Source organism: Bacillus sp. 1780r2a1, assembly GCA_024134725.1.
GTDB lineage: Bacteria > Bacillota > Bacilli > Bacillales > Bacillaceae_H > Priestia > Priestia aryabhattai_A.
Map to the genome: position 1 here is coordinate 4,163,846 of CP099863.1, position 20,571 is coordinate 4,184,416.

22 protein-coding genes are annotated in these 20,571 nt (G+C 36.0%); 1 reads left to right on the forward strand and 21 read right to left on the reverse strand.

All coding sequences use genetic code 11. The features are described 5' to 3' along the window. Positions 1-154: 154 nt before the first annotated feature. The 11 genes from dnaB to NIZ91_21085 all read right to left on the reverse strand — a co-directional run bounded on the left by dnaB (position 155) and on the right by NIZ91_21085 (position 9,891). Positions 155-1,519 (reverse strand): replicative DNA helicase, encoded by a 1,365-nt coding sequence (gene dnaB, locus NIZ91_21035; GenBank protein ID USY55151.1) that lies wholly within the window; start codon positions 1,517-1,519, stop codon positions 155-157. 120 nt (positions 1,520-1,639) lie between these two features. Next, positions 1,640-2,089, reverse strand: a complete 450-nt coding sequence (gene rplI / locus NIZ91_21040; GenBank protein USY55152.1) for a 50S ribosomal protein L9 — start codon at positions 2,087-2,089, stop codon at positions 1,640-1,642. Further along, a complete protein-coding gene (locus tag NIZ91_21045) occupies positions 2,086-4,059 on the reverse strand; it encodes a DHH family phosphoesterase (GenBank protein ID USY55153.1) in 1,974 nt (657 codons plus the stop codon). Before NIZ91_21045 ends, rplI begins: the two co-directional genes overlap by 4 nt. Before the next feature lie 38 nt (positions 4,060-4,097). After that, entirely contained in the window at positions 4,098-5,045 is a 948-nt protein-coding gene (locus tag NIZ91_21050; GenBank protein ID USY55154.1) for a YybS family protein, read from the reverse strand. Between the two features lie 135 nt (positions 5,046-5,180). Then, positions 5,181-5,420 carry a 30S ribosomal protein S18 gene (gene rpsR / locus NIZ91_21055; protein ID USY55155.1) on the reverse strand — a complete coding sequence of 80 codons (240 nt, stop codon included), beginning with the start codon at positions 5,418-5,420 and terminating at the stop codon, positions 5,181-5,183. Positions 5,421-5,481: 61 nt separating this feature from the next. Then, positions 5,482-5,982, reverse strand: a complete 501-nt coding sequence (ssb, locus tag NIZ91_21060; protein ID USY55156.1) for a single-stranded DNA-binding protein — start codon at positions 5,980-5,982, stop codon at positions 5,482-5,484. A 44-nt stretch (positions 5,983-6,026) separates the two neighbouring features. Next, positions 6,027-6,314, reverse strand: a complete 288-nt coding sequence (gene rpsF, locus NIZ91_21065) for a 30S ribosomal protein S6 (GenBank protein ID USY55157.1) — start codon at positions 6,312-6,314, stop codon at positions 6,027-6,029. A 155-nt stretch (positions 6,315-6,469) separates the two neighbouring features. Continuing rightward, positions 6,470-7,570 (reverse strand): redox-regulated ATPase YchF, encoded by a 1,101-nt coding sequence (ychF, locus tag NIZ91_21070; GenBank protein USY55158.1) that lies wholly within the window; start codon positions 7,568-7,570, stop codon positions 6,470-6,472. Between the two features lie 138 nt (positions 7,571-7,708). Continuing rightward, on the reverse strand, positions 7,709-7,906 hold the full coding sequence (locus NIZ91_21075) for a DUF951 domain-containing protein (GenBank protein USY55159.1): 198 nt from the start codon (positions 7,904-7,906) through the stop codon (positions 7,709-7,711). Continuing rightward, complete coding sequence (locus NIZ91_21080) at positions 7,903-8,814, reverse strand: mechanosensitive ion channel family protein (GenBank protein ID USY55160.1); 912 nt, start codon at positions 8,812-8,814, stop codon at positions 7,903-7,905. Before NIZ91_21080 ends, NIZ91_21075 begins: the two co-directional genes overlap by 4 nt. A 60-nt stretch (positions 8,815-8,874) precedes the next feature. Further along, positions 8,875-9,891: a hypothetical protein gene (locus NIZ91_21085; GenBank protein USY55161.1), complete on the reverse strand. Its 1,017-nt coding sequence runs from the start codon at positions 9,889-9,891 to the stop codon at positions 8,875-8,877. 84 nt (positions 9,892-9,975) lie between these two features. On the opposite strand from NIZ91_21085, the gene yyaC reads away from it, so the two are divergent. Next, positions 9,976-10,596, forward strand: a complete 621-nt coding sequence (gene yyaC / locus NIZ91_21090) for a spore protease YyaC (protein ID USY55162.1) — start codon at positions 9,976-9,978, stop codon at positions 10,594-10,596. A gap of 31 nt (positions 10,597-10,627) precedes the next feature. On the opposite strand, the gene NIZ91_21095 is transcribed toward yyaC, so the two are convergent. The 10 genes from NIZ91_21095 to rpmH all read right to left on the reverse strand — a co-directional run bounded on the left by NIZ91_21095 (position 10,628) and on the right by rpmH (position 19,822). Then, positions 10,628-11,494, reverse strand: coding sequence for a ParB/RepB/Spo0J family partition protein (locus NIZ91_21095; GenBank protein USY55163.1), 867 nt, complete (start codon positions 11,492-11,494; stop codon positions 10,628-10,630). After that, complete coding sequence (locus tag NIZ91_21100; GenBank protein ID USY57251.1) at positions 11,475-12,248, reverse strand: AAA family ATPase; 774 nt, start codon at positions 12,246-12,248, stop codon at positions 11,475-11,477. The genes NIZ91_21095 and NIZ91_21100 overlap by 20 nt, the downstream gene beginning before the upstream one ends. Positions 12,249-12,357: 109 nt before the next feature. Then, positions 12,358-13,233, reverse strand: a complete 876-nt coding sequence (gene noc, locus NIZ91_21105) for a nucleoid occlusion protein (protein ID USY55164.1) — start codon at positions 13,231-13,233, stop codon at positions 12,358-12,360. A 143-nt stretch (positions 13,234-13,376) separates the two neighbouring features. Further along, the gene (rsmG, locus tag NIZ91_21110) at positions 13,377-14,093 is read right to left on the reverse strand and encodes a 16S rRNA (guanine(527)-N(7))-methyltransferase RsmG (protein ID USY55165.1); all 717 of its coding nucleotides are present in this window, start codon (positions 14,091-14,093) and stop codon (positions 13,377-13,379) included. A gap of 27 nt (positions 14,094-14,120) precedes the next feature. Beyond that, positions 14,121-16,010 (reverse strand): tRNA uridine-5-carboxymethylaminomethyl(34) synthesis enzyme MnmG, encoded by a 1,890-nt coding sequence (mnmG, locus tag NIZ91_21115; GenBank protein ID USY55166.1) that lies wholly within the window; start codon positions 16,008-16,010, stop codon positions 14,121-14,123. Positions 16,011-16,036: 26 nt separating this feature from the next. Further along, positions 16,037-17,425: a tRNA uridine-5-carboxymethylaminomethyl(34) synthesis GTPase MnmE gene (gene mnmE, locus NIZ91_21120; GenBank protein USY55167.1), complete on the reverse strand. Its 1,389-nt coding sequence runs from the start codon at positions 17,423-17,425 to the stop codon at positions 16,037-16,039. Between the two features lie 268 nt (positions 17,426-17,693). Next, complete coding sequence (locus NIZ91_21125) at positions 17,694-18,341, reverse strand: protein jag (GenBank protein ID USY55168.1); 648 nt, start codon at positions 18,339-18,341, stop codon at positions 17,694-17,696. Next, the gene (gene spoIIIJ, locus NIZ91_21130) at positions 18,338-19,108 is read right to left on the reverse strand and encodes a YidC family membrane integrase SpoIIIJ (GenBank protein USY55169.1); all 771 of its coding nucleotides are present in this window, start codon (positions 19,106-19,108) and stop codon (positions 18,338-18,340) included. The genes NIZ91_21125 and spoIIIJ overlap by 4 nt, the downstream gene beginning before the upstream one ends. 87 nt (positions 19,109-19,195) lie before the next feature. Further along, positions 19,196-19,576, reverse strand: coding sequence for a ribonuclease P protein component (gene rnpA, locus NIZ91_21135; GenBank protein USY55170.1), 381 nt, complete (start codon positions 19,574-19,576; stop codon positions 19,196-19,198). 111 nt (positions 19,577-19,687) lie between these two features. Next, positions 19,688-19,822, reverse strand: coding sequence for a 50S ribosomal protein L34 (gene rpmH / locus NIZ91_21140; GenBank protein USY55171.1), 135 nt, complete (start codon positions 19,820-19,822; stop codon positions 19,688-19,690). Between the last annotated feature and the right edge of the window lie 749 nt (positions 19,823-20,571).

The window sequence follows — 20,571 nt, forward strand, 5'->3', positions numbered from 1 at the left end:
TACTACGACATAATTTAACCGTAAATAAGTGTATCAATTTATCATAGTAAAGTCAATGTAAATCCGAACTATTTAATCTTAAACAAAGATAATATACTGCTTTTTACCGAACATATACGATATATATACAAAAAAACCTCTCGAATTGAGAGGTTTATGCACCTGGTGGTACACCCGAATCATCAAAGCGTCTTTCTAAGTTTACGAATTTATTATATTCCTTCACAAAAGCTAATTGCACCGTTCCAACTGGCCCGTTACGCTGCTTAGCAATGATAATTTCGATAATATTTTGATTTTCAGTATCTTTTTCATAGTAGTCTTCACGATATAAAAAGGCAACAATATCAGCATCCTGCTCAATACTTCCTGATTCACGAATATCCGACATCATTGGTCTTTTATCTTGACGTTGCTCAACTCCACGTGAAAGCTGAGATAGTGCAATAACAGGAACTTGAAGTTCACGTGCCAATGCTTTTAACGAACGAGAAATCTCCGATACTTCTTGTTGACGATTCTCGCCGCTTCGACCGTTTCCTTGAATTAACTGTAGATAATCAATTAAAATCATTCCTAGGCCGCCTTCTTGCTTCAGACGTCTACATTTTGAGCGAATTTCTCCTACTCGTACACCTGGCGTGTCATCTATATAAATACCAGCATTAGATAGAGAGCCCATTGCCATGGTTAGCTTTCCCCAATCTTCCGATGTTAAAGAGCCTGTTCTTAACCTTTGTGCATCAATATTACCTTCTGCACAAAGCATCCTCATAACAAGCTGTTCCGCTCCCATCTCCAAACTGAAAATCGCTACGTTTTCATCTGTTTTGGTTGCTACGTTTTGGGCAATATTTAGCGCAAATGCAGTTTTACCTACCGATGGACGTGCGGCAACAATGATTAAATCGTTTCGCTGAAACCCTGCAGTCATGCGGTCTAAATCAGTAAACCCTGTTGGAATCCCTGTAATGTCACCTTTACGATTGTGAAGAACTTCAATATTGTCATAGGTTTGTACCAAAACATCTTTAATATTTTGAAACACGCCCGTATTTTTACGCTGTGCTACTTCTAAAATGTTTTTTTCCGCTTCATTCAATAAGACTTCGACTTCATCTTCTCTCGCATAACCCTCTGAAGCAATATCAGTCGCTGTTCGAATAAGCCTGCGAAGAATCGATTTTTCCTCTACGATTTTCGCATAGTATTCAATGTTAGCAGCAGTTGGTACAGAGTTAGCTAAATCGCTTAGATATGCCACTCCACCTATTTCTTCTAAGATTTTTTGATTTGCTAAATCTGATGTAACCGTAACTAAGTCGACCGGTTCACCTTGGTCTGAAAGTTTTAGCATGCATGTAAAAATCTTTTGGTGAGCTGCTCGATAAAAGTCTTCTGGAATTAATAACTCAGACGCTAACGTTAAAGAAGATGGCTCTAGGAAAATTGCCCCTAATACCGCCTGTTCAGCTTCGATATTTTGAGGCGGTAGACGATCAGCAAAAAGATCATTCATAGTTTATGCCCCTCTATCGCTTTTTCGATTATCGCAAATGTTGGCGCGAAATTCTTCGCGCCAACATTTAATTTATTCTTATTTTAACCTTACTATTTATAGACTAATCCTTGTTTATCATTAGTTTTGTTCTGTTACATGAACCTTTACTGTAGCCGTTACTTCAGGATGTAGTTTCACAGGTACATTTGTATAACCTAGCGCACGAATAGCATCATCTAATTCGATTTTACGCTTATCAATTTTAATGTTATGTTTTTTCTTTAATTCTTCTGCAATTTGCTTGCTTGTAATAGAACCAAATAAACGGCCACCTTCACCTGATTTAGCTTTTAACTCTACTGTTAGAGATTCGAGCGTGTTCTTTAGTTCTTTACAGTTTTCTAATTCCTGTGCAGCTTCTTTTTGTTCTTTTTTCTTTTGAGCATCTAATACTTTTACATTACCACCTGTTGCTTCAACAGCATATCCATTCTTCAATAAGAAGTTATGTGCATAACCATCGGCTACGTTTTTAACCTCTCCTTTTTTCCCTTTACCTTTTACATCTTTTAAGAAAATGACTTTCATGATTTTTTACCTCCATCCAAGTATTCATCAATTGCTTGCTTTAATAGCTCTTCTGCTTGATCTAACGTCATGTTTTGTAATTGAGTAGCTGCATTCGTTAAATGACCGCCGCCTTGTAAGCTTTCCATAATTACTTGAACATTGATATCACCTAGTGAGCGAGCGCTGATTCCAACAAGCTGATCTCTTCTTTTCGAAATAACAAATGAAGCAACGACTCCGCTAATCGATAATAATGTATCGGCAGCTTGTGCAATTAACACTTGATCATACGTTTCAGCTTCATCTGCTCTTGAGATAGCAATTCCTGCTTTATAGATTTCTGCGTGTTCAATAAAACGAGCTCTTTGCACATATTGATTAATGTCTTCTTTAAGGAACTTTTGAACAAGAACTGTATCAGCTCCCTGAGATCTTAAAAAGGACGCAGCATCAAACGTTCGAGAACCAGTTCTAAGGGTAAAGCTTTTCGTATCTACAATAATCCCTGCCAATAAAGCAGTGGCTTCTAGCATATCAATTTTAAAACGCTTAGGTTGATATTCTAATAGCTCTGTCACTAATTCGGCAGTAGAGGAAGCATATGGCTCCATATAGACGAGTAGAGGATCTTCAATAAAGTCCTCGCCTCGTCTATGATGATCAATGACCACAACGTTTTCAACTCGATTTAATAATCGTTCTTCAATTACAAGTGAAGGCTTATGAGTATCGACAACCACCAGTAATGTATCGTCACCCACTAGATTAAGTGCCTCATCAGGGGTAATGAATCGTTCCCAAAGATCAGGACTTTTCTTAATCTCTTCTAGAAGCCGCTTTACACCCGTATCAATATGTTGAGGATCTAAAACGATAAATCCATCTTTTTGATTTACTTGTGCTACTTTTAAAATACCAATTGCAGCGCCTATCGCATCCATATCTGGATATTTATGCCCCATGATAATAACCTGACCACTTTCGGTGATAAGCTCTTTTAAGGCGTGCGAAATGACACGTGCACGTACTCTTGTACGCTTTTCCATTGGATTTGTTTTGCCACCATAAAACTTCACCTTACCATTTGGTTGTTTAATCGCTACTTGATCTCCACCACGTCCTAGTGCTAGGTCAAGGCTGGATTGAGCTAGTGCACCTAATTCAGGTAATGGAGAGGTTCCAGTACCGATTCCAACGCTTAGTGTAAGCGGTATATTCTGTTTGGACGTTTCTTCACGTACTTGATCTAAAATCGAAAATTTACTACGTTCAAGATGAAGTAATGTTTGTTCATTCATAATTGCAATAAACTTCTCAGAAGACGTCCGTTTGATAAAGATACCATATTCTTGAGCCCAATGATTAAGCAGAGAAGTAACTTGGCTGTTCAGGTTACTTTTCACTTGATCATCCATTCCTTGTGTAAGCTCATCATAGTTATCTAAAAAGATAATACCGATGCTGGTTCTTTCATCAGCATACAATTTTTCAATTTCTATCTGCTCTGTAACATCGAAAAAGTAAAGTAGACGTTCTTCTCTTTTGATAATTACTTTAAATTTTCTTTCATGCAAAGTGACTACTTCTGTCTCAACTTCTTGCTTAATTAACGGAACAACACTTTCGGCTACATCATACAAGGAACGTCCTACTAATGAATCCTCATCAAAACAAGAAGCTAGAAAAGGGTTAGTCCATTGAATCTGATATTCATCATTAAACAACATAATCCCAATCGGCATCTCCATTAATGCCTCTTCCCCCACTTTTTTCACCCGGTGAGAAATCATTGAGATATACTTTTCAAGCTCGTCTACTAACATTCGCTCCATTTTAATAAACAGCAGCAAGGTCACCAGTAAAAGCACAAAGCCCCCTACGCCAATCATCCAGTTGTGATATGTCACTACCCCTACTAAAATAAGAGCAATACTGTACAGTAAATAAAATGGATAACGAATGATATTTTTCTTTGTAAAGACAGGCATCTATTTCAGCTCCTAATCTTTAAGTTCCACATTAACTTTTATTTATCCACATTCCCAATACGCTTACGTAAATTAAATCCTAAATCAATTATACCTAAGATACGTACAAATTGAAGGAGAATTGGCAGAATAAATGCCAAAATTGTTACAATCACTGGAATTGCTTTCGAATAACCTTTTTGATATGAAAAATAAAAGATAAAAGAAAATCCTTGTAACATGACTAACATTTGCAAGGCCATCGCTAAATTTAAGATGGCGATAAACATAAATGATCCCTCTTCAAAATTAAATGAAGGAAATGATAAAATTAATACAATTAAATAGTACCAAATTACACTTTTAGGTAATTGCAGTTCACGAAATGGTGGAAATGATTCAATATCATGCTTCAAACGCTTTAATACAGATGCAGCGATTAACTGAGAAAAGAAGGCACAAACAACCCCCAACATGACAATAAACAGTGGAAGTAAATATTTAAAAGTTGTAATGGTTTGTTCCAACTGTTGAATCTGTTCATCTGTAACGGTTTGTCCTAAACTTTTCATCATATCAACGCTTTGATCAATTGACTGATTCAACGCATTGTTCATTTCACTAATTAAGTTAACATTCATAAGCAAACTTGATAGCACAAACATTAGCAAAAATGCAAGGCTAAAAGCAATGGTTCCACCTAACAATACGCTGTATCGCGCTTTTTTCTGTTGATACAAGTAGCCAATTACAATACCGCTTATACCAAAAACCATTGTTGCTGGTAATGTTACAACTGTCCCAAATAATAATGTTAACAATAAAGATACAATAAAAAACAGAATGGATCTTTTCACACCATGTCTAACTGTATAAACAATAAACGGTACAGCAAGAGCAAGAGTTAAAAACCCACCAATAACCGGTATGTATAGGAGAAACAACAACAGCGCTACAAAAAGGGCTAAAAGTGCTGCTCCTTCGGTAATATAACGAATCCCTTTCACAACTTCACCTCGTATTGTATAAACTATTACTTATTGTATCGATTCAATACAAGAGAAGCAACTATTTCACCAGTTTATCTATTTAGATGTAAAAAGAGACAGCAAGGAAGTCCTCACTGTCTCTTTTTATATTCATTATTCACCTGAAACATATGGTAATAATGCCATTTGACGAGCGCGTTTGATAGCGATCGTTAATTTACGTTGGTATTTAGCGCTTGTTCCAGTTACACGACGAGGTAAAATTTTACCACGCTCTGAAACGAATTTTTTAAGCATATCTACATCTTTGTAGTCGATGTGAGTGATGCCGTTTGCTGTGAAGAAACAAACTTTACGACGTCTGTTACGTCCACCTTTACGTCCACCTGCCATTGAAATACGCCTCCTTCCCTTTTAAACTCTATCCGATTGTATACTTCGCACTTATCACTTTTTAGAATGGTAAGTCATCATCAGAGATGTCGATTGTTTCACCATTATTTGCAAATGGATCATTATCAACGCGAGTATAACCTTGATTACCTGAGTTACGGTTCTGATTATCTCCAAATGGAGAGCCTTGTCCAGATCCACCAGTGTTAGCAAAGTTATTGCGTTGCATATCCCCGCCACCACTTTTTGGTTCTAAGAATTGCACACTTTCTGCCACAACCTCTGTTACATAAACTCGACGACCGTCTTGTCCTTCATAACTACGAGACTGTAAACGTCCATCAACACCAGCTAAACTACCCTTTTTCAAAAAGTTTGCTACATTTTCAGCAGGACGACGCCATACGACACAGTTAATAAAGTCTGCCTCACGTTCACCCTGTTGATTTGTAAATGCGCGGTTGACTGCTAGTGTGAATGTTGCAACTGCAGCTCCATTGGGGGTATAACGTAATTCAGGATCTTTCGTCAAGCGTCCTACGAGAATTACGCGATTCATCATCAGAACCACTCCTTAAGGAAAAAACTATTTATTTAAACGATAAATTAAGCTTCTTGTTTAACAACGATATGACGGATAATGTCTTCGTTGATCTTAGCAAGACGATCAAACTCAGAAACTGCTTCTGAAGTCGCTGCTACGTCAAGAATCATGTAGTAACCATCGCGGAAATCGTTGATTTCATAAGCTAAACGACGTTTACCCCATTCTTTAACGTTTGCAACTTCTGCACCATTGTCAGTTAAAACACCGTTAAAGCGCTCAACTAATGCTTTTTTTGCTTCGTCATCAATGTTTGGACGGATGATGTACATTACTTCATACTTTCTCATCACTGTCACCTCCTTTTGGTCTAACGGCCCTAAACGGGCAAGGAGCAATAATTATATTACTCACGATTTAAAATTATATCATGTAAACTTTCGAAACGCAATGATATTAAAAGAGTTTCGTTTAAAAGAAAAAGTACGGCTTAAAGCCGTACTTTTTATACGTTGAATCTAAAATGCATAACATCGCCATCTTTAACGATGTATTCTTTTCCTTCAAGACGAACTTTTCCTGCTTCACGTGCAGCTCCCATTGTTCCAGCTGCTAATAAATCTTCATAAGATACCGTTTCAGCACGGATGAATCCACGCTCAAAGTCTGTATGAATAATACCAGCACATTCAGGTGCCTTCATACCTGTTTTGAACGTCCATGCGCGTACTTCTTGCTCACCAGCTGTGAAGTATGTTGCAAGACCTAATAAATCATAAGTGGCACGAATTAGTTGGTCTAAACCTGATTGCTCAATTCCAAGCTCTTCAAGGAACATTTCTTTTTCCTCACCTTCAAGCTCAACAATTTCAGATTCAATACGAGCACAAACTACAATTACTTCTGCGCCTTCTTCTTTCGCATATTCACGTACTTTTGCTACATATTGATTTGATGACGCATCCGCTACCTCATCTTCTGATACGTTCGCTACATACAGAATTGGTTTAATTGTTAAAAGGTGTAGCTGCTTAGCAAGCTTTAATTGCTCATCAGTAAATGAAACAGAACGCGCAGGTTGTCCAGCTTCAAACGCTTCTTTTAGCTTTTCTAAGATTTCATATTCGTACATTGCTTCTTTATCTTTTTGTTTCGCCATCTTTTGAACACGGCCAATACGCTTGTCCACAGTTTCTAAGTCAGCTAGGATTAGCTCTAAATTAATTGTCTCAATATCTGAGATAGGATCTACTTTCCCCGAAACGTGAGTGATATTTTCATCTTCGAAGCAACGCACTACGTGACAAATTGCATCTACTTCACGAATATGAGATAAAAATTTATTTCCTAATCCTTCACCTTTACTCGCACCTTTTACAATTCCTGCAATATCTGTAAATTCAAATGCTGTTGGAACTGTCTTCTTAGGTTTTACAAGCTCAGTAAGTTTATCTAAACGCTCGTCAGGAACTTCTACAATCCCAACATTCGGATCAATTGTACAGAAAGGGTAGTTAGCAGACTCTGCTCCCGCTTGTGTAATTGCATTAAATAAAGTTGATTTTCCTACGTTCGGAAGACCAACAATTCCAGCTGTTAAAGCCATATGATCATTCACTCCTCTTTTATATAACCGAAAACCAGTTAACCTTTCACAATTATAGTAATTCACATTTGAAAACACAAGCTTTATTGATTGGAAAAGCCTGTCCTAGTTCAGTATGTATATGAATTACTTTTTCAGTTATTCTTCATGTTTAACTAAGATCTTTTTCATTTTTCGAGCAAAATCCTTACGAGGAATCATGACACTATGACCACAGCCTTCGCATTTAATTCGAATATCCATTCCCATTCGAATTATTTTCCATCTATTCTCTCCACAAGGGTGGGGTTTTTTCATTTCTACAATGTCATTTAAACCAAATTCTTTTTGATTCAATTACTGTGACCTCCTTGATTTTCTCGATGAGTTAATACATTTTTAGGATCTTCACCACGATTATACATAATCATCTTCGCAAACGGAACTTCAATACCATGTTCATTTAATCTCATTCTTACTTCTTTACGAATCATACGTGATATGTGAAAATGCCTCATTGGTTTCACTTCACTTGTAATGCGCATAACAACTTCATTTGCTTGCATTGTTTGAACTCCTAGTAATTCTGGTGTTTTTACCATATCTTCATATTTCCCAGGCAATTCTTCTAAGAGTTCTAGAATAATTTTTTCCGCTTTTTGAATATCTTCTTCATATGAGATACTAACATCTACAAATGCAATGCTGTTATGAAGCGAAAAGTTGGTCACTTCTATAATACTTCCATTAGGCAAAATATTAATTTCTCCTGTCCAACTTTTAATTTTAGTTGTCCGCAAACCAATCTCCTCCACAGTACCTTCAAATGTACCAATTCGCACATAATCTCCTACAGAAAACTGATCTTCAAAAATAATAAAGAAACCTGTAATAACATCCTTTACTAAATTTTGAGCACCAAACCCTACTGCTAAACCAACGATTCCTGCTCCTGCTAATAATCCCTTTACCTCAATTGTCATCGTTTCTAGAATCATAACAAGCGCAATAAAATAAACTGCATAGGTAAATACATTTTGAATTAAACGTACTAACGTTGCTTCTCTTCGCTCTGAAATACGCAGTGGACTTTTTGTCCGAACCTCTATCATTTTATTTAAAAACATTTTCCCAAATCGAATTAATAACATTGAAACGATAATAATGAGTAATATTTTAATAAAACCTATCCCTATATTAGCCCACGTCTCTTCTTTAAAGAACGTCTGAAACGTCGTTTTTAAAAAGGCTTGAATTGATTCCATGCTGCAAGCTCCCATTCTCATGATTGTCATAATATTTTAGTTTATTTTAGCAAGTTTTATTTAATTTTTGTAGATATTTCGTATTGGATAAACTAGTAAAGCGGCTAATAAGAATAGATTAACCATACCATATAAAGGGTATAAAACAGCAATTAACTTAGAAAATCCGAGTTTTGTAAATGGAATCATAATGATGACAAATATAATGGCCATTTTCCATAATGAGGTATTTTCATTCCTGCGAAATCTAGTTGTTAAACCTAGTATCCCTGATACTGCTGTTGTATAGATAGCCACTAACAATAAGATACTCATAATAATTAGCATAAAAAACGGAAAACTTTTCATTATAGCAAATAACGGAATTTCGTAGTCTGGTAACAAATCTGAAACCTGTAAAAGTGATTCATTATAAACAAAGGATAAACCACCAATTAGCAAACCACTCCCTATGGAAGCAATATGAATTTCTACTTTTGTTTTAATCTCATTTCCAATGGTTGTGAGAACTGCAACGAGAGGGAGAATATTTAAAGCCGTAAAAGTAAAACCTGAAGACCAATTATGTTGATGACGCCAGTCAATATCTAAAATATGCTGGCTTTTTAAAATAAAAAAAAGAAGTACACTAATTAAGCCGATAACAAGTACAGGCATAATATAAGAATTAATAGAGAGCATTCCTTGAATACCTCTAATAAACACCAGGATAATTAATAAACTAAAGGTCATAATGCCTAACCAGTATGGAAGCTGAAATGTTTCTAACGTAGCGCCTCCACCTGCAATCATAATAACTGTTGTTGAAAATAAATAAAAAATGATTAAGCTATCATAAAGGAAAGCCCACCTTTTTCCAAACACTTCAATAAGCAATGGATAAAATTGATTTGTTTTCAATTGAAAGCTAATACTCATAATTACTTGACAACAAATAATGAAGATAATAGTGAATAAAAGCAGAGCCAGTCCACTTTCTTCGCCGAAGAATTGCCAAAGTTCTCTTCCAGATGCATAACCAGCTCCAATAATTGTACCTAAAATAAGAAACATCCATTTAAAGCCCTGCTTCAACATAAATTCCTCCTTTAAGTGAAATGTATGTATAGAATATTAAAAATCTTCGTATACTGTTACTACTATGTATAAGGAGTGGAACCTATGAATCTAAAATCCTCCTTCTTTGAGAAAACATCACGTTCAATTCGTATTTTTCATGATGAAGAATTTGCTGCTCAACAATTAAGTAAACAGCTAGGGTTGTTACTTCCAGCTGATCCTGCTAGACCGGTCGTAATTGTTTGTATCGGAACAGACCGCTCAACTGGAGATTCATTAGGACCATTAGTAGGCACGAAATTAAAAGAAAAAAGCCTTTCTCATTTTCATATATATGGCACATTAAAAGATCCCATTCATGCTGTTAATTTAAAAGATACTTTAAAAATGATTCAAAAGGAATTTGATAACCCTTTTATTATCGGCATTGATGCTTGTTTAGGAAGAATGAAGAGTGTAGGATCTGTTTCATTGGGAATAGGGCCGGTAAAGCCTGGTGCGGGCGTAAATAAAGAGTTACCTCCTGTGGGTGATATTCATATGACTGGAATTGTAAATGTAAGTGGCTTTATGGAGTTTTTTGTACTACAAAATACAAGACTTTATTTAGTCATGAGCATTGCAGAATTAATTGCTACTAGTATTCAATATGCTTATCAAACTCATAGAGGACCCTCTGTCTCTTTGTCATCTCATAGTTATCAATTAGAGTATGAAAAATAAAAAGGTTGTCCTAATAATTAGGACAACCTTTTTATTTTTGCTCAATTGAAATATGTTCTAATAACTCTAATAAGCGATTTAAATCATCTTGAGTAAAGAACTCAATTTCAATCTTTCCTTTTTTCTTGGTTCTCGTAATATTTACGGGGGTACCTAGTTTTTCCTGCAACTTTGTTTCATTTTCTCTAATAAAGATATCTTTTGTTTTTTGAGGTTTTTCTTTCTTTGTTTCACGTGAAACAGATTGATTAAGGTGAGAAACGTACGCCTCTAATTGCCGAACATTTAAGTGCTCTGTTTTTATTTTTTTAATTACTTTTGGAAGTAATGATTTATTTTTTAATCCAGCTAATGTACGACCGTGTCCCATTGAAATTTCGTTATTTGAAATTAACATTTGCACTTCTTCTGGAAGCTGTAACAAACGTAGATAATTGGCAATATGCGGTCGACTTTTGCCTAGGCGAGCTGCCAATTGCTCTTGTGTCATATCAAGTTTTTCAATAAGAAGATGGTAAGCCATTGCTTCTTCGATTGGAGTCAAGTCTTCACGCTGCAAGTTCTCAAGCAACGCCAACTCCATCATTTGCTTTTCTGAAAAATCTTTTACAATAACAGGGACCGTTGTTAAGTTTGCTTCTTTTGCTGCTCTAAATCTACGTTCTCCAGCTAGGATTTCATATCCTTTAATACTTCTTCTAGCAACAATCGGTTGTAGAATTCCATGGTGTAAAATGGACTGCTTTAACTCCTCGATTGCTTCTTGCTGGAACGTTTTACGCGGTTGATAAGGATTTGGCCTTAATTCATTAATATCAATGTCTTGAATTGAATCTGTAGCTTGTGTATCTACCCCCGAAAATAAAGCATTAATACCTTTACCTAATCCTTTCGCCATTATATATCACTTCCTTCGCAAGTTCCATGTATACCGCAGCCCCTCTAGACTTTGAATCATATAAAATAACTGGTGCACCATGACTAGGTGCTTCACTAAGACGAACGTTTCGTGGAATAATTGTTTGGTAAACACGTTCTTGGAAATACTTTTTGACCTCAGCAGTAACTTGGAGTCCTAAATTCGTGCGTGCATCTAACATTGTTAATAGGACACCTTCAATTCGAAGGTGATGATTTAAATGTTTTTGTACTAATCTTACTGTGTTAAGTAGCTGACTTAAACCTTCTAGCGCATAATATTCACACTGAACAGGAATCAATACTGAATCTGCTGCTGTTAAAGCGTTTAATGTCAATAAACCTAAAGAAGGGGGACAGTCAATAATAATATAATCATACTGATCTTTTACTGTTTCTAATGCCCTTTTTAAGCGTACTTCCCTGGAAATAGTTGAAACAAGTTCAATTTCTGCACCTGCTAATTGAATTGTTGCAGGGATAATTGATAAGTTTTCCACAGCTGTTGGGCAAATGACCTGTTTTGTATCCATATCTTCTACAACAACATTGTAGACACAAGCATCTACATCTGCTTTTTCAATTCCTACACCGCTTGTTGCATTTCCTTGCGGATCACCATCTACTAACAGTACTTTTTGACCATGCTGCGCTAAGCATGCACCTAGATTGACAGCAGTAGTCGTTTTTCCAACTCCACCTTTTTGATTAGCAACCGCCACTATTTTCCCCAAGTTGTCACCTGCTTTCATTTCCCATCCATTTATTGTTCTTACTTTCAGTTCGTGCTTAAACTAATTATAAAAAAGCCTCATCGTAAGCAGATGAGGATTATTTTAATCTTTATTTCTTTGGAATTTTAATCGTAAACTGATAGTACTCCTCAAATTCCTCTTCTTCTGTATTCAGCTTAATTCCACTATCATTAACCATTGTTAAAGACTGACGAATTGTGTTCATAGCAATACGAGTATCTTTACTGAATGCTTTTCGTTTTGCTCTTGGTTTTTTCACCTGTGTTTCTAATAGTTTAGCTACACGTTCTTCCGTTTGTTTCACATTAAGCTTACCCTCGATAATGTCATTTAAAAGTTGAAGTTGCTTTTCTTCATTCTTCAGAGGAATAAGTGCTCGTGCATGTCTTTCTGTAATTAACTTTTGTTTAATAGCATCTTGTACAGGAGAAGGAAGTTTTAATAATCGAAGTTTATTTGCAATTGTTGATTGGCCTTTGCCTAGTCGCTGAGCAAGAGCTTCTTGCGTAAGATTATGTAACTCTAGTAATTTCGCATAGGCTAATGCCTCTTCAATCGCCGTTAACTCTTCTCTTTGTAAATTTTCAATTAATGCTACTGACGCTGTCTCAGTGTCATTAAAATCTTTTATAATAGCAGGAACTCTTTCCCAACCAAGTGACTGAACTGCTCGCCAGCGACGTTCACCAGCAATTAACTCATACTCATTATCATTGACCGGTCGAACAACAATTGGTTGTATAATACCATGCGTATGAATAGTAAGTGCTAGCTCTTCTATTTTAGATTGATTAAAAACCGTACGTGGCTGATAGCGATTGGGAGTAATACTTGAAACCAAAATTTGCTTTACTTCATCTTTTGAAACTTTTTCGACATTTTCAATTTGAGGTTCTTCTGAGGCTACCGAGATAGCTTCATCTTTTTCTTTTAAATTAAAAAAACGTGAAAAAGCAGATTTCATAATCCTACACCACCTTCAGGAAAATCCCGCCTTAAAACTAATTCGATATTTGTCGTTAATATCCTTCTTTGCTCTAGGAAAATGTTAATGTAAAGAATGTTTCACAAGAAACATTCTTTACATTAACGTGCCTTTTATCCCATTTATTCAAGTGGTGATTTAATAGGCATTCCTGGTTTTCTTGGATATTTCTTCGGCGTTTTTGCTACTTTATCTACTAAAACAATATAACGTTCGCTTTGTTCAAATGGCAACTGGAAATGTTCAATTTTTTGTACTTTTCCACCTAATACTTTAAAGGACTTTTCGCCATTTTTTAATTCATCAGGTGCAGAAGATCCCTTCATGGCAATAAATCGACCATTTTCTTTTACAAGAGGTAGGCAAAATTCGTTTAAAACTGAGATACGAGCTACAGCTCTAGCTGTTACTAAGTCAAAGGATTCACGAATTCCTTCTTTTTTCCCAAACTCTTCTGCTCGATCGTGATAAAGTGACACATTTTCCAAACCTAACTCCTCGGTTAAATGTGTTAAAAATGTAATTCGTTTTTTTAACGAATCCACAATTGTAACGTGAAGGTGAGGGAAGCAGATTTTCAATGGAATACTTGGGAAACCAGCACCTGCTCCTACATCACAAACGCTCTCAATAGAGTGAAAGTCTTGAAAGAAAGCTGCTGATACAGAATCATAGAAATGTTTTTCATACACTTCACCATGCTCTGTAATAGCCGTTAAATTCATTTTTTCATTCCACTCAACGAGAATTTTATAGTAACGTTCAAATTGATCAAGCTGAGAGGAAGAAAGAGTAATTCCTTTTTCCTCTAGCAACTGTTGAAACTGTGAAATATTCATTGCGTTACCCTTTCCTTTACCAATAAGTTAGTCGTTTGATACTTTTGCAATTTTACCTTGTTCAATATAAACGAGAAGAATCGAAATATCCGCTGGGTTAACTCCTGAAATACGTGATGCTTGAGCTACTGTTAAAGGACGTACTTCTTTTAATTTCTGGCGCGCTTCGTTAGCTAAACCATGAATAGCATCATAATCAATTAAATCAGGGATTTTTTTGTTTTCTAACTTCTTCAAACGTTCAACTTGCTGCAATGATTTTTGAATGTAACCTTCATACTTTGTTTGAATTTCAACCTGCTCAGCTACTTCTGGATGGATTTCAGTTTCTGCAGGGACAAGCTGACTAATATGATCATATGTCATCTCTGGTCGTCGCAATAGCTCAAGGGCTCGAATACCGTCTTTTAATTCACTACCCCCAGCGCTTCGAATTACGCTTTGTACTTGCTCATTTGGCTTAATAATTGCTGCATGCAGACGATTTTTTTCAGCTTCAATCTCTGCCTTTTTAGCCTGGAATGAAGCATAACGCTCTTCGCTAATTAAACCAATCTTATATCCGACATCTGTTAAACGTAAGTCCGCATTATCATGGCGAAGAAGTAAACGATATTCTGCTCTTGATGTTAATAAACGATATGGTTCATTGGTACCTTTTGTTACTAAATCATCGATTAAAACACCAATGTAAGCATCTGCTCGACCTAAAATTAGCTCTTCCTTATCTAAAGCACGACAACCAGCATTAATACCTGCAAGTAAACCTTGACCTGCCGCTTCTTCATAGCCGGATGTTCCATTAATTTGACCTGCTGTATACAGATTTTTTACCTTTTTCGTTTCTAATGTTGGCCATAATTGCGTTGGTACAATTGCATCGTACTCAATTGCATAACCAGCACGCATCAACTGAGCTTTTTCTAACCCAGGAATTGTTTCAAGCATCTTACGCTGGACATGTTCTGGTAGGCTTGTTGATAAACCCTGTACATACACTTCTTGAGTGTGACGTCCTTCAGGCTCTAAAAAGATTTGATGACGCGGTTTATCATTAAAGCGTACAACCTTATCTTCGATTGAAGGGCAATAGCGTGGGCCTGTCCCTTTAATCATTCCAGAATACATCGGTGATAAGTGAAGGTTATCGTCAATAATTTGATGCGTTGTTTCACTTGTATAGGTTAACCAACAAGGTAGTTGATCTGTAATGAATTGTGTAGTTTCATATGAAAAAGCCCGTGGCACATCATCACCAGGCTGAATCTCCGTTTTACTGTAATCAATTGTCTGGCTATTAACACGCGGAGGCGTACCTGTTTTAAAGCGTACCATCTCTAAACCAATCTCTTCTAAGTGTTCCGATAGCTTAATAGCAGGCTGTTGATTGTTAGGACCACTTGAATACTTCAGTTCTCCTAGAATGATTTCTCCACGAAGGAACGTACCTGTTGTAATAACAACTGTTTTTGCTTTATATTCCGCTCCTGTTTGCGTCACAACTCCTGTACAAACACCATCTTCAACGATTAATTTTTCAACCATACCTTGAACAAGTGTTAAATTCTTTTCATTTTCCAAGGTTTTTTTCATTTCATGCTGATAAGCGAATTTATCTGCTTGCGCCCGTAAAGCACGTACAGCAGGACCTTTACCTGTATTCAACATTCTCATTTGAATATGAGTTTTATCAATATTTCGTCCCATTTCTCCACCAAGTGCATCAATCTCTCTTACTACAATCCCTTTTGCAGGACCACCTACAGATGGATTACATGGCATAAATGCAACCATATCTAAATTGATTGTTAAAGCTAATGTCTTTGCACCCATTCGTGCAGAAGCTAGTGCAGCTTCACATCCAGCATGTCCAGCTCCAACAACAATTACATCATATTGTCCACCTTCATAATGCATAAGAATAACCTCCTTTTAACAATTCTTTATTTCCCAAGACAAAATTGAGAAAATAGCTGATCAATTAAACTTTCATGTACAGCATCACCAATAATTTCTCCAAGCAGCTCCCACGTTCTTGTTAAATCAATTTGAACAATATCAATTGGAACTCCACTTTCAATTCCTTCAATTGCTTCATTGATTGCGTTTTGTGCTTGTGCTAGTAATGCAATATGTCTTGTATTTGATAAATAAGTTAAATCTTGTGACTCAATTGTTCCAGTAAAGAACAGAGAAGAAATAGCTTCCTCTAGCTCTGAAATCCCTTGTTCTTGCAACAGAGAAGTTGTGACAACTGAACGATTTCCAGCAAGATTTTTCACTGCAGTCATATCTAGTTTTTGCTCTAAGTCTGTCTTATTAACAATGACAATGTAATCCATTCCTTTAACTGCTTCAAACAGTTTACGATCTTCGTCTGTTAACTCTTCATTATAATTGAGAACAAGTAAAATTAAATCCGCTTCTTGTAAGTATTGTCTAGAACGCTCTACTCCAATTCGTTCAACAATATCTTCTGTTTCGCGAATTCCAGCTGTATCTACTAGGCGTAGTGGTACGCCACGAACATTAACATATTCCTCAATTACGTCGCGAGTAGTTCCAGGAATGTCTGTCACAATTGCCTTAGTATCTTGAACTAAGCTATTCAAAAGTGAAGATTTACCAACGTTTGGACGACCTACAATCACTGTTGCTAACCCTTCACGTAAAATTTTACCTTGCTGAGATGTTTGTAGAAGGTTATCAATCTCATTTCGAACTCGAGTCGCTTTTTCAATTAATACAAGATGGGTCATTTCTTCAACATCATCATATTCAGGGTAATCAATGTTTACTTCCACATGAGCAAGCGTTTCAAGAATTTCTTGACGCAAACGGCGGATTAAGTTAGAAAGTCGACCTTCCATCTGTCCAATTGCTACATTCATCGCTTTATCTGTTTTAGCACGAATTAAATCCATGACTGCTTCTGCTTGTGATAAATCGATACGACCGTTTAAAAAAGCACGCTTTGTAAACTCCCCTGGTTCTGCCAGACGTGCGCCATTTGCCAAAACAAGCTGCAACACACGATTCACAGAAACAATTCCTCCATGGCAGTTAATCTCAATAATGTCTTCTCTCGTAAACGTTTTAGGGCCTTTCATAATAGAAAGCATAACCTCTTCAATCGTTTGTCCATTTTTAGGATCAACAATGTGACCGTAATGGATGGTATGAGAAGGTACTTCATTTAATCTTTTATTTGAAACACTCTTAAAAACACGATCCGCAATACTTACCGCTTCTTCTCCACTTAATCTTACAATTGCAATTGCGCCTTCTCCCATTGGAGTAGAAATTGCAGCAATAGTATCAAAATCTAACATTTGAGTTTCACCTCATCCCTTTGGACTAATTATGCTATTATTAAAACGATTTTTTACTATCGTTCACATTTTTATAAAAACAAAAACATACCTTATTAAAATTAAGGCAATCAACTAACTAGGATACCACAATTCAATCAATAAAAAAAACGAATAGCAGTTATGCACAACCTCAAAATAAACAGTACGTATTATTTTAACTTATCCACATGTGAATAACAATTGCTATCTTTTGTTTTTGTTTTTTTACACATAAAAAAAGCACTAATCACAAGTGATTAGTGCTTTTAAAGACTGAATGTACAGGACGCATGAGTACACATCGCTTTGGTTCTTCTCCAACGGATAAAGTCTCTACTTTTTTATTCTTAGCAAGTGCTTGATGAATAACTTTTCGCTCATGTGCAGGCATAGCTTCTAACTGCACGGATCGATTTGTGCGTAGTACTTGATGGGCCATTTTCTCCGCTAACTGAACCAGTGTTTCTTCTCTTCTCTCACGGTAATTCTCTGCATTCAGAGTAATTTTAAAATAGTGTTTACTATAACGGTTTGCTACCAGTTGTGTTAAAAGTTGGAGTGCGTTAATCGTTTGTCCACGTTTACCAATTAATAGACCAATCGAAGAACTTGAGATATGAATTTCACATTGTCTTGATGTTTTTTTCACTTCAATTGCTGCTTCAATTCCCATTTGCGCTGTTACATCTTTAATAAATGATACAGCTTCTTCAACAGGATCCATTATTTTTTTCACATGAACAACAAAAGGTTTACCTTTAAAAATCCCTAAGAAACCTTTTTTCCCTTGTTCAACAACGGTAATCTCTGCTTTTTCTCTTGAAATATTTAGCTTTGAAAGAGCTTGATTGACGGCTTCTTCAACAGTTGGAGCTGTTACCGTTATATCTTTCATTTTTTAGCTCCTTGAGGGGTTGCTGAGCCTGCTTTTAAATCTGGTCCTTTGATAAAATACGTCTGTACAATCATAAAGATGTTTCCGACAACCCAATATAATGATAAAGCTGCTGGGAAATTAATTGCAAAAACCACAATCATAATTGGCATTAACCATAAAAGCATAGCCATTTGAGGATTCTGATTTGCATTTCCCGCCATCATCATCTTCTGTTGAATAAATGTTGTAATTCCTGCAATGATTGGTAATGCAAAATATGGGTCACGTGAACCTAAGTCAAACCATAAAAAGCTGTTGTTTGCAATCTCTTCAGTTCTAGTAATAGCATGGAATATACCAATCAATATTGGCATCTGAATTAAGATTGGAAAACAACCCGCTAGAGGATTTACATTGTACTTTTGGAAAAGTTGCATGGTCTCTTGCTGTAACTTTTGCTGAGTTTTTGCATCTTTTGAGCTATACTTTTCCTTTAATTTTTGCATTTCAGGTTGCAAAACCTGCATTGCTTTTGTGTTTTTCATTTGTTTAACCATTAAAGGTAAAATTAATAATCGAATTAGAATAGTAACAATGACGATGGAAAAACCGTAGCTACCAAGTAAATTCGCAAAGTATACGATTACCATAGAAAGTGGATAAACGACATACTCATTCCAAAAGCCTTTGCTATCAGCAGTAATTGGCTGATTAATTTCCGTACATCCAGCCAAAACCGTCAAAAGAAAGACAAGTGTAATTCCTAGTAAAACTTTCTTTCTCACCTTTGCTCCTCCTTTAATAAGTTCCAACTTCCAAAACTGAAAGTTTGTCAAACACCATTATATAAGGATATAGTAGAAAAACAACATTTATTGAGAGTTCTCTTCTTCAGTTCGTGAACTGTTGAGCCTATGATGATAAAGCTTCGCTCTTTTAAATACATGCTGTAAACTTTTTTTCACTTCCTCATATTCCATCTCGGCTGCTGGTTTTCTAGCTATCACAATATAATCTTTATCCTGTTTGAGATATGGGGCAATTTCAAACATGACTTGACGAGCTAATCGCTTTACTCGATTTCGAGTAACAGCGTTTCCAATTTTTTTACCGACGGAAAAACCAACACGGAAATGCTGAAGCTCTGGTTGGTCTAGTACATATATAACAAATTGACGGTTCGCAAATGAATGTCCTTTTTGAAAAACCTTTTGAAACTCTTCATTTTTCTTGATCCGATATTTTTTTTTCATTTCAACACTCCTACCCTTTTTCAGGCACGTTTCCACCATGAATTCCATAAAGGATTAGAGGCAAACTTGTCCATTAAGTGAAAAAAAGACCACTGACGTCTCAGTGGTCTATTATGCTGATAATACTTTTCTTCCTTTACGACGACGACGAGCTAAAACTTTACGTCCGTTTGCTGAGCTCATACGAGAGCGGAAACCGTGTACCTTGCTACGCTTACGTCTGTTTGGTTGGTAAGTTCTTTTCATCTATAAACACCTCCTCGAGGAATAACTGAAAAAGACAGTCCTAACTATTATAATGAAAATAAGTAGAAATTGCAATGTTATTTATAAAATAATAAATGCTCTTCCTAAATCCTTTTCTCAACAGTCTTCTTAAAATCTTCTCCATTGTAATATTGTTGCTGTCCACTTGTCCATAGTAAATCGATACTTTCCTTCTTCTTTTTTATGGATAGCTTTCTACCTCTCCTTAAAGTACCGATTATCTTAATCCCTTCCTCATTTTCAAACACTTAAACAAAACTACGACATTTTTCTAAGGTTTTATTCATAAAAAGTCGTTTTTTGTATTGTGGATAAGTTTTTTCGACAAATTTAATAATCCACTTCGCTTATCGACAAGTGGTACACATCATCTTGTGTTGTGGAAAACTTTACTCCACAAGGTGTAGTGATTGTGGATAAGTTTCGAAAATCCGTTGCAACAACCGTTATTCTTTGATATTATATTTTTGTTTTCACTCTTAATTACTTTTCCACATATCATCTTTATCCACATATTGTGGAAAAGTTGTGGACATGTTTTCCACCCTTGTTATGAACTGTTATCCACAACATGTGGAATATGTCGAATAGTTGCTTTTCTTCTATAATATATATTTACCCACATAATAGCAATTGAATAAATATAAATTTTATATGCATAAACGATTTTAAAGATTGTACAAAAGTTGTACAAGTCGTTATTCTGATGGAAAAGGAGGCTTACTTCT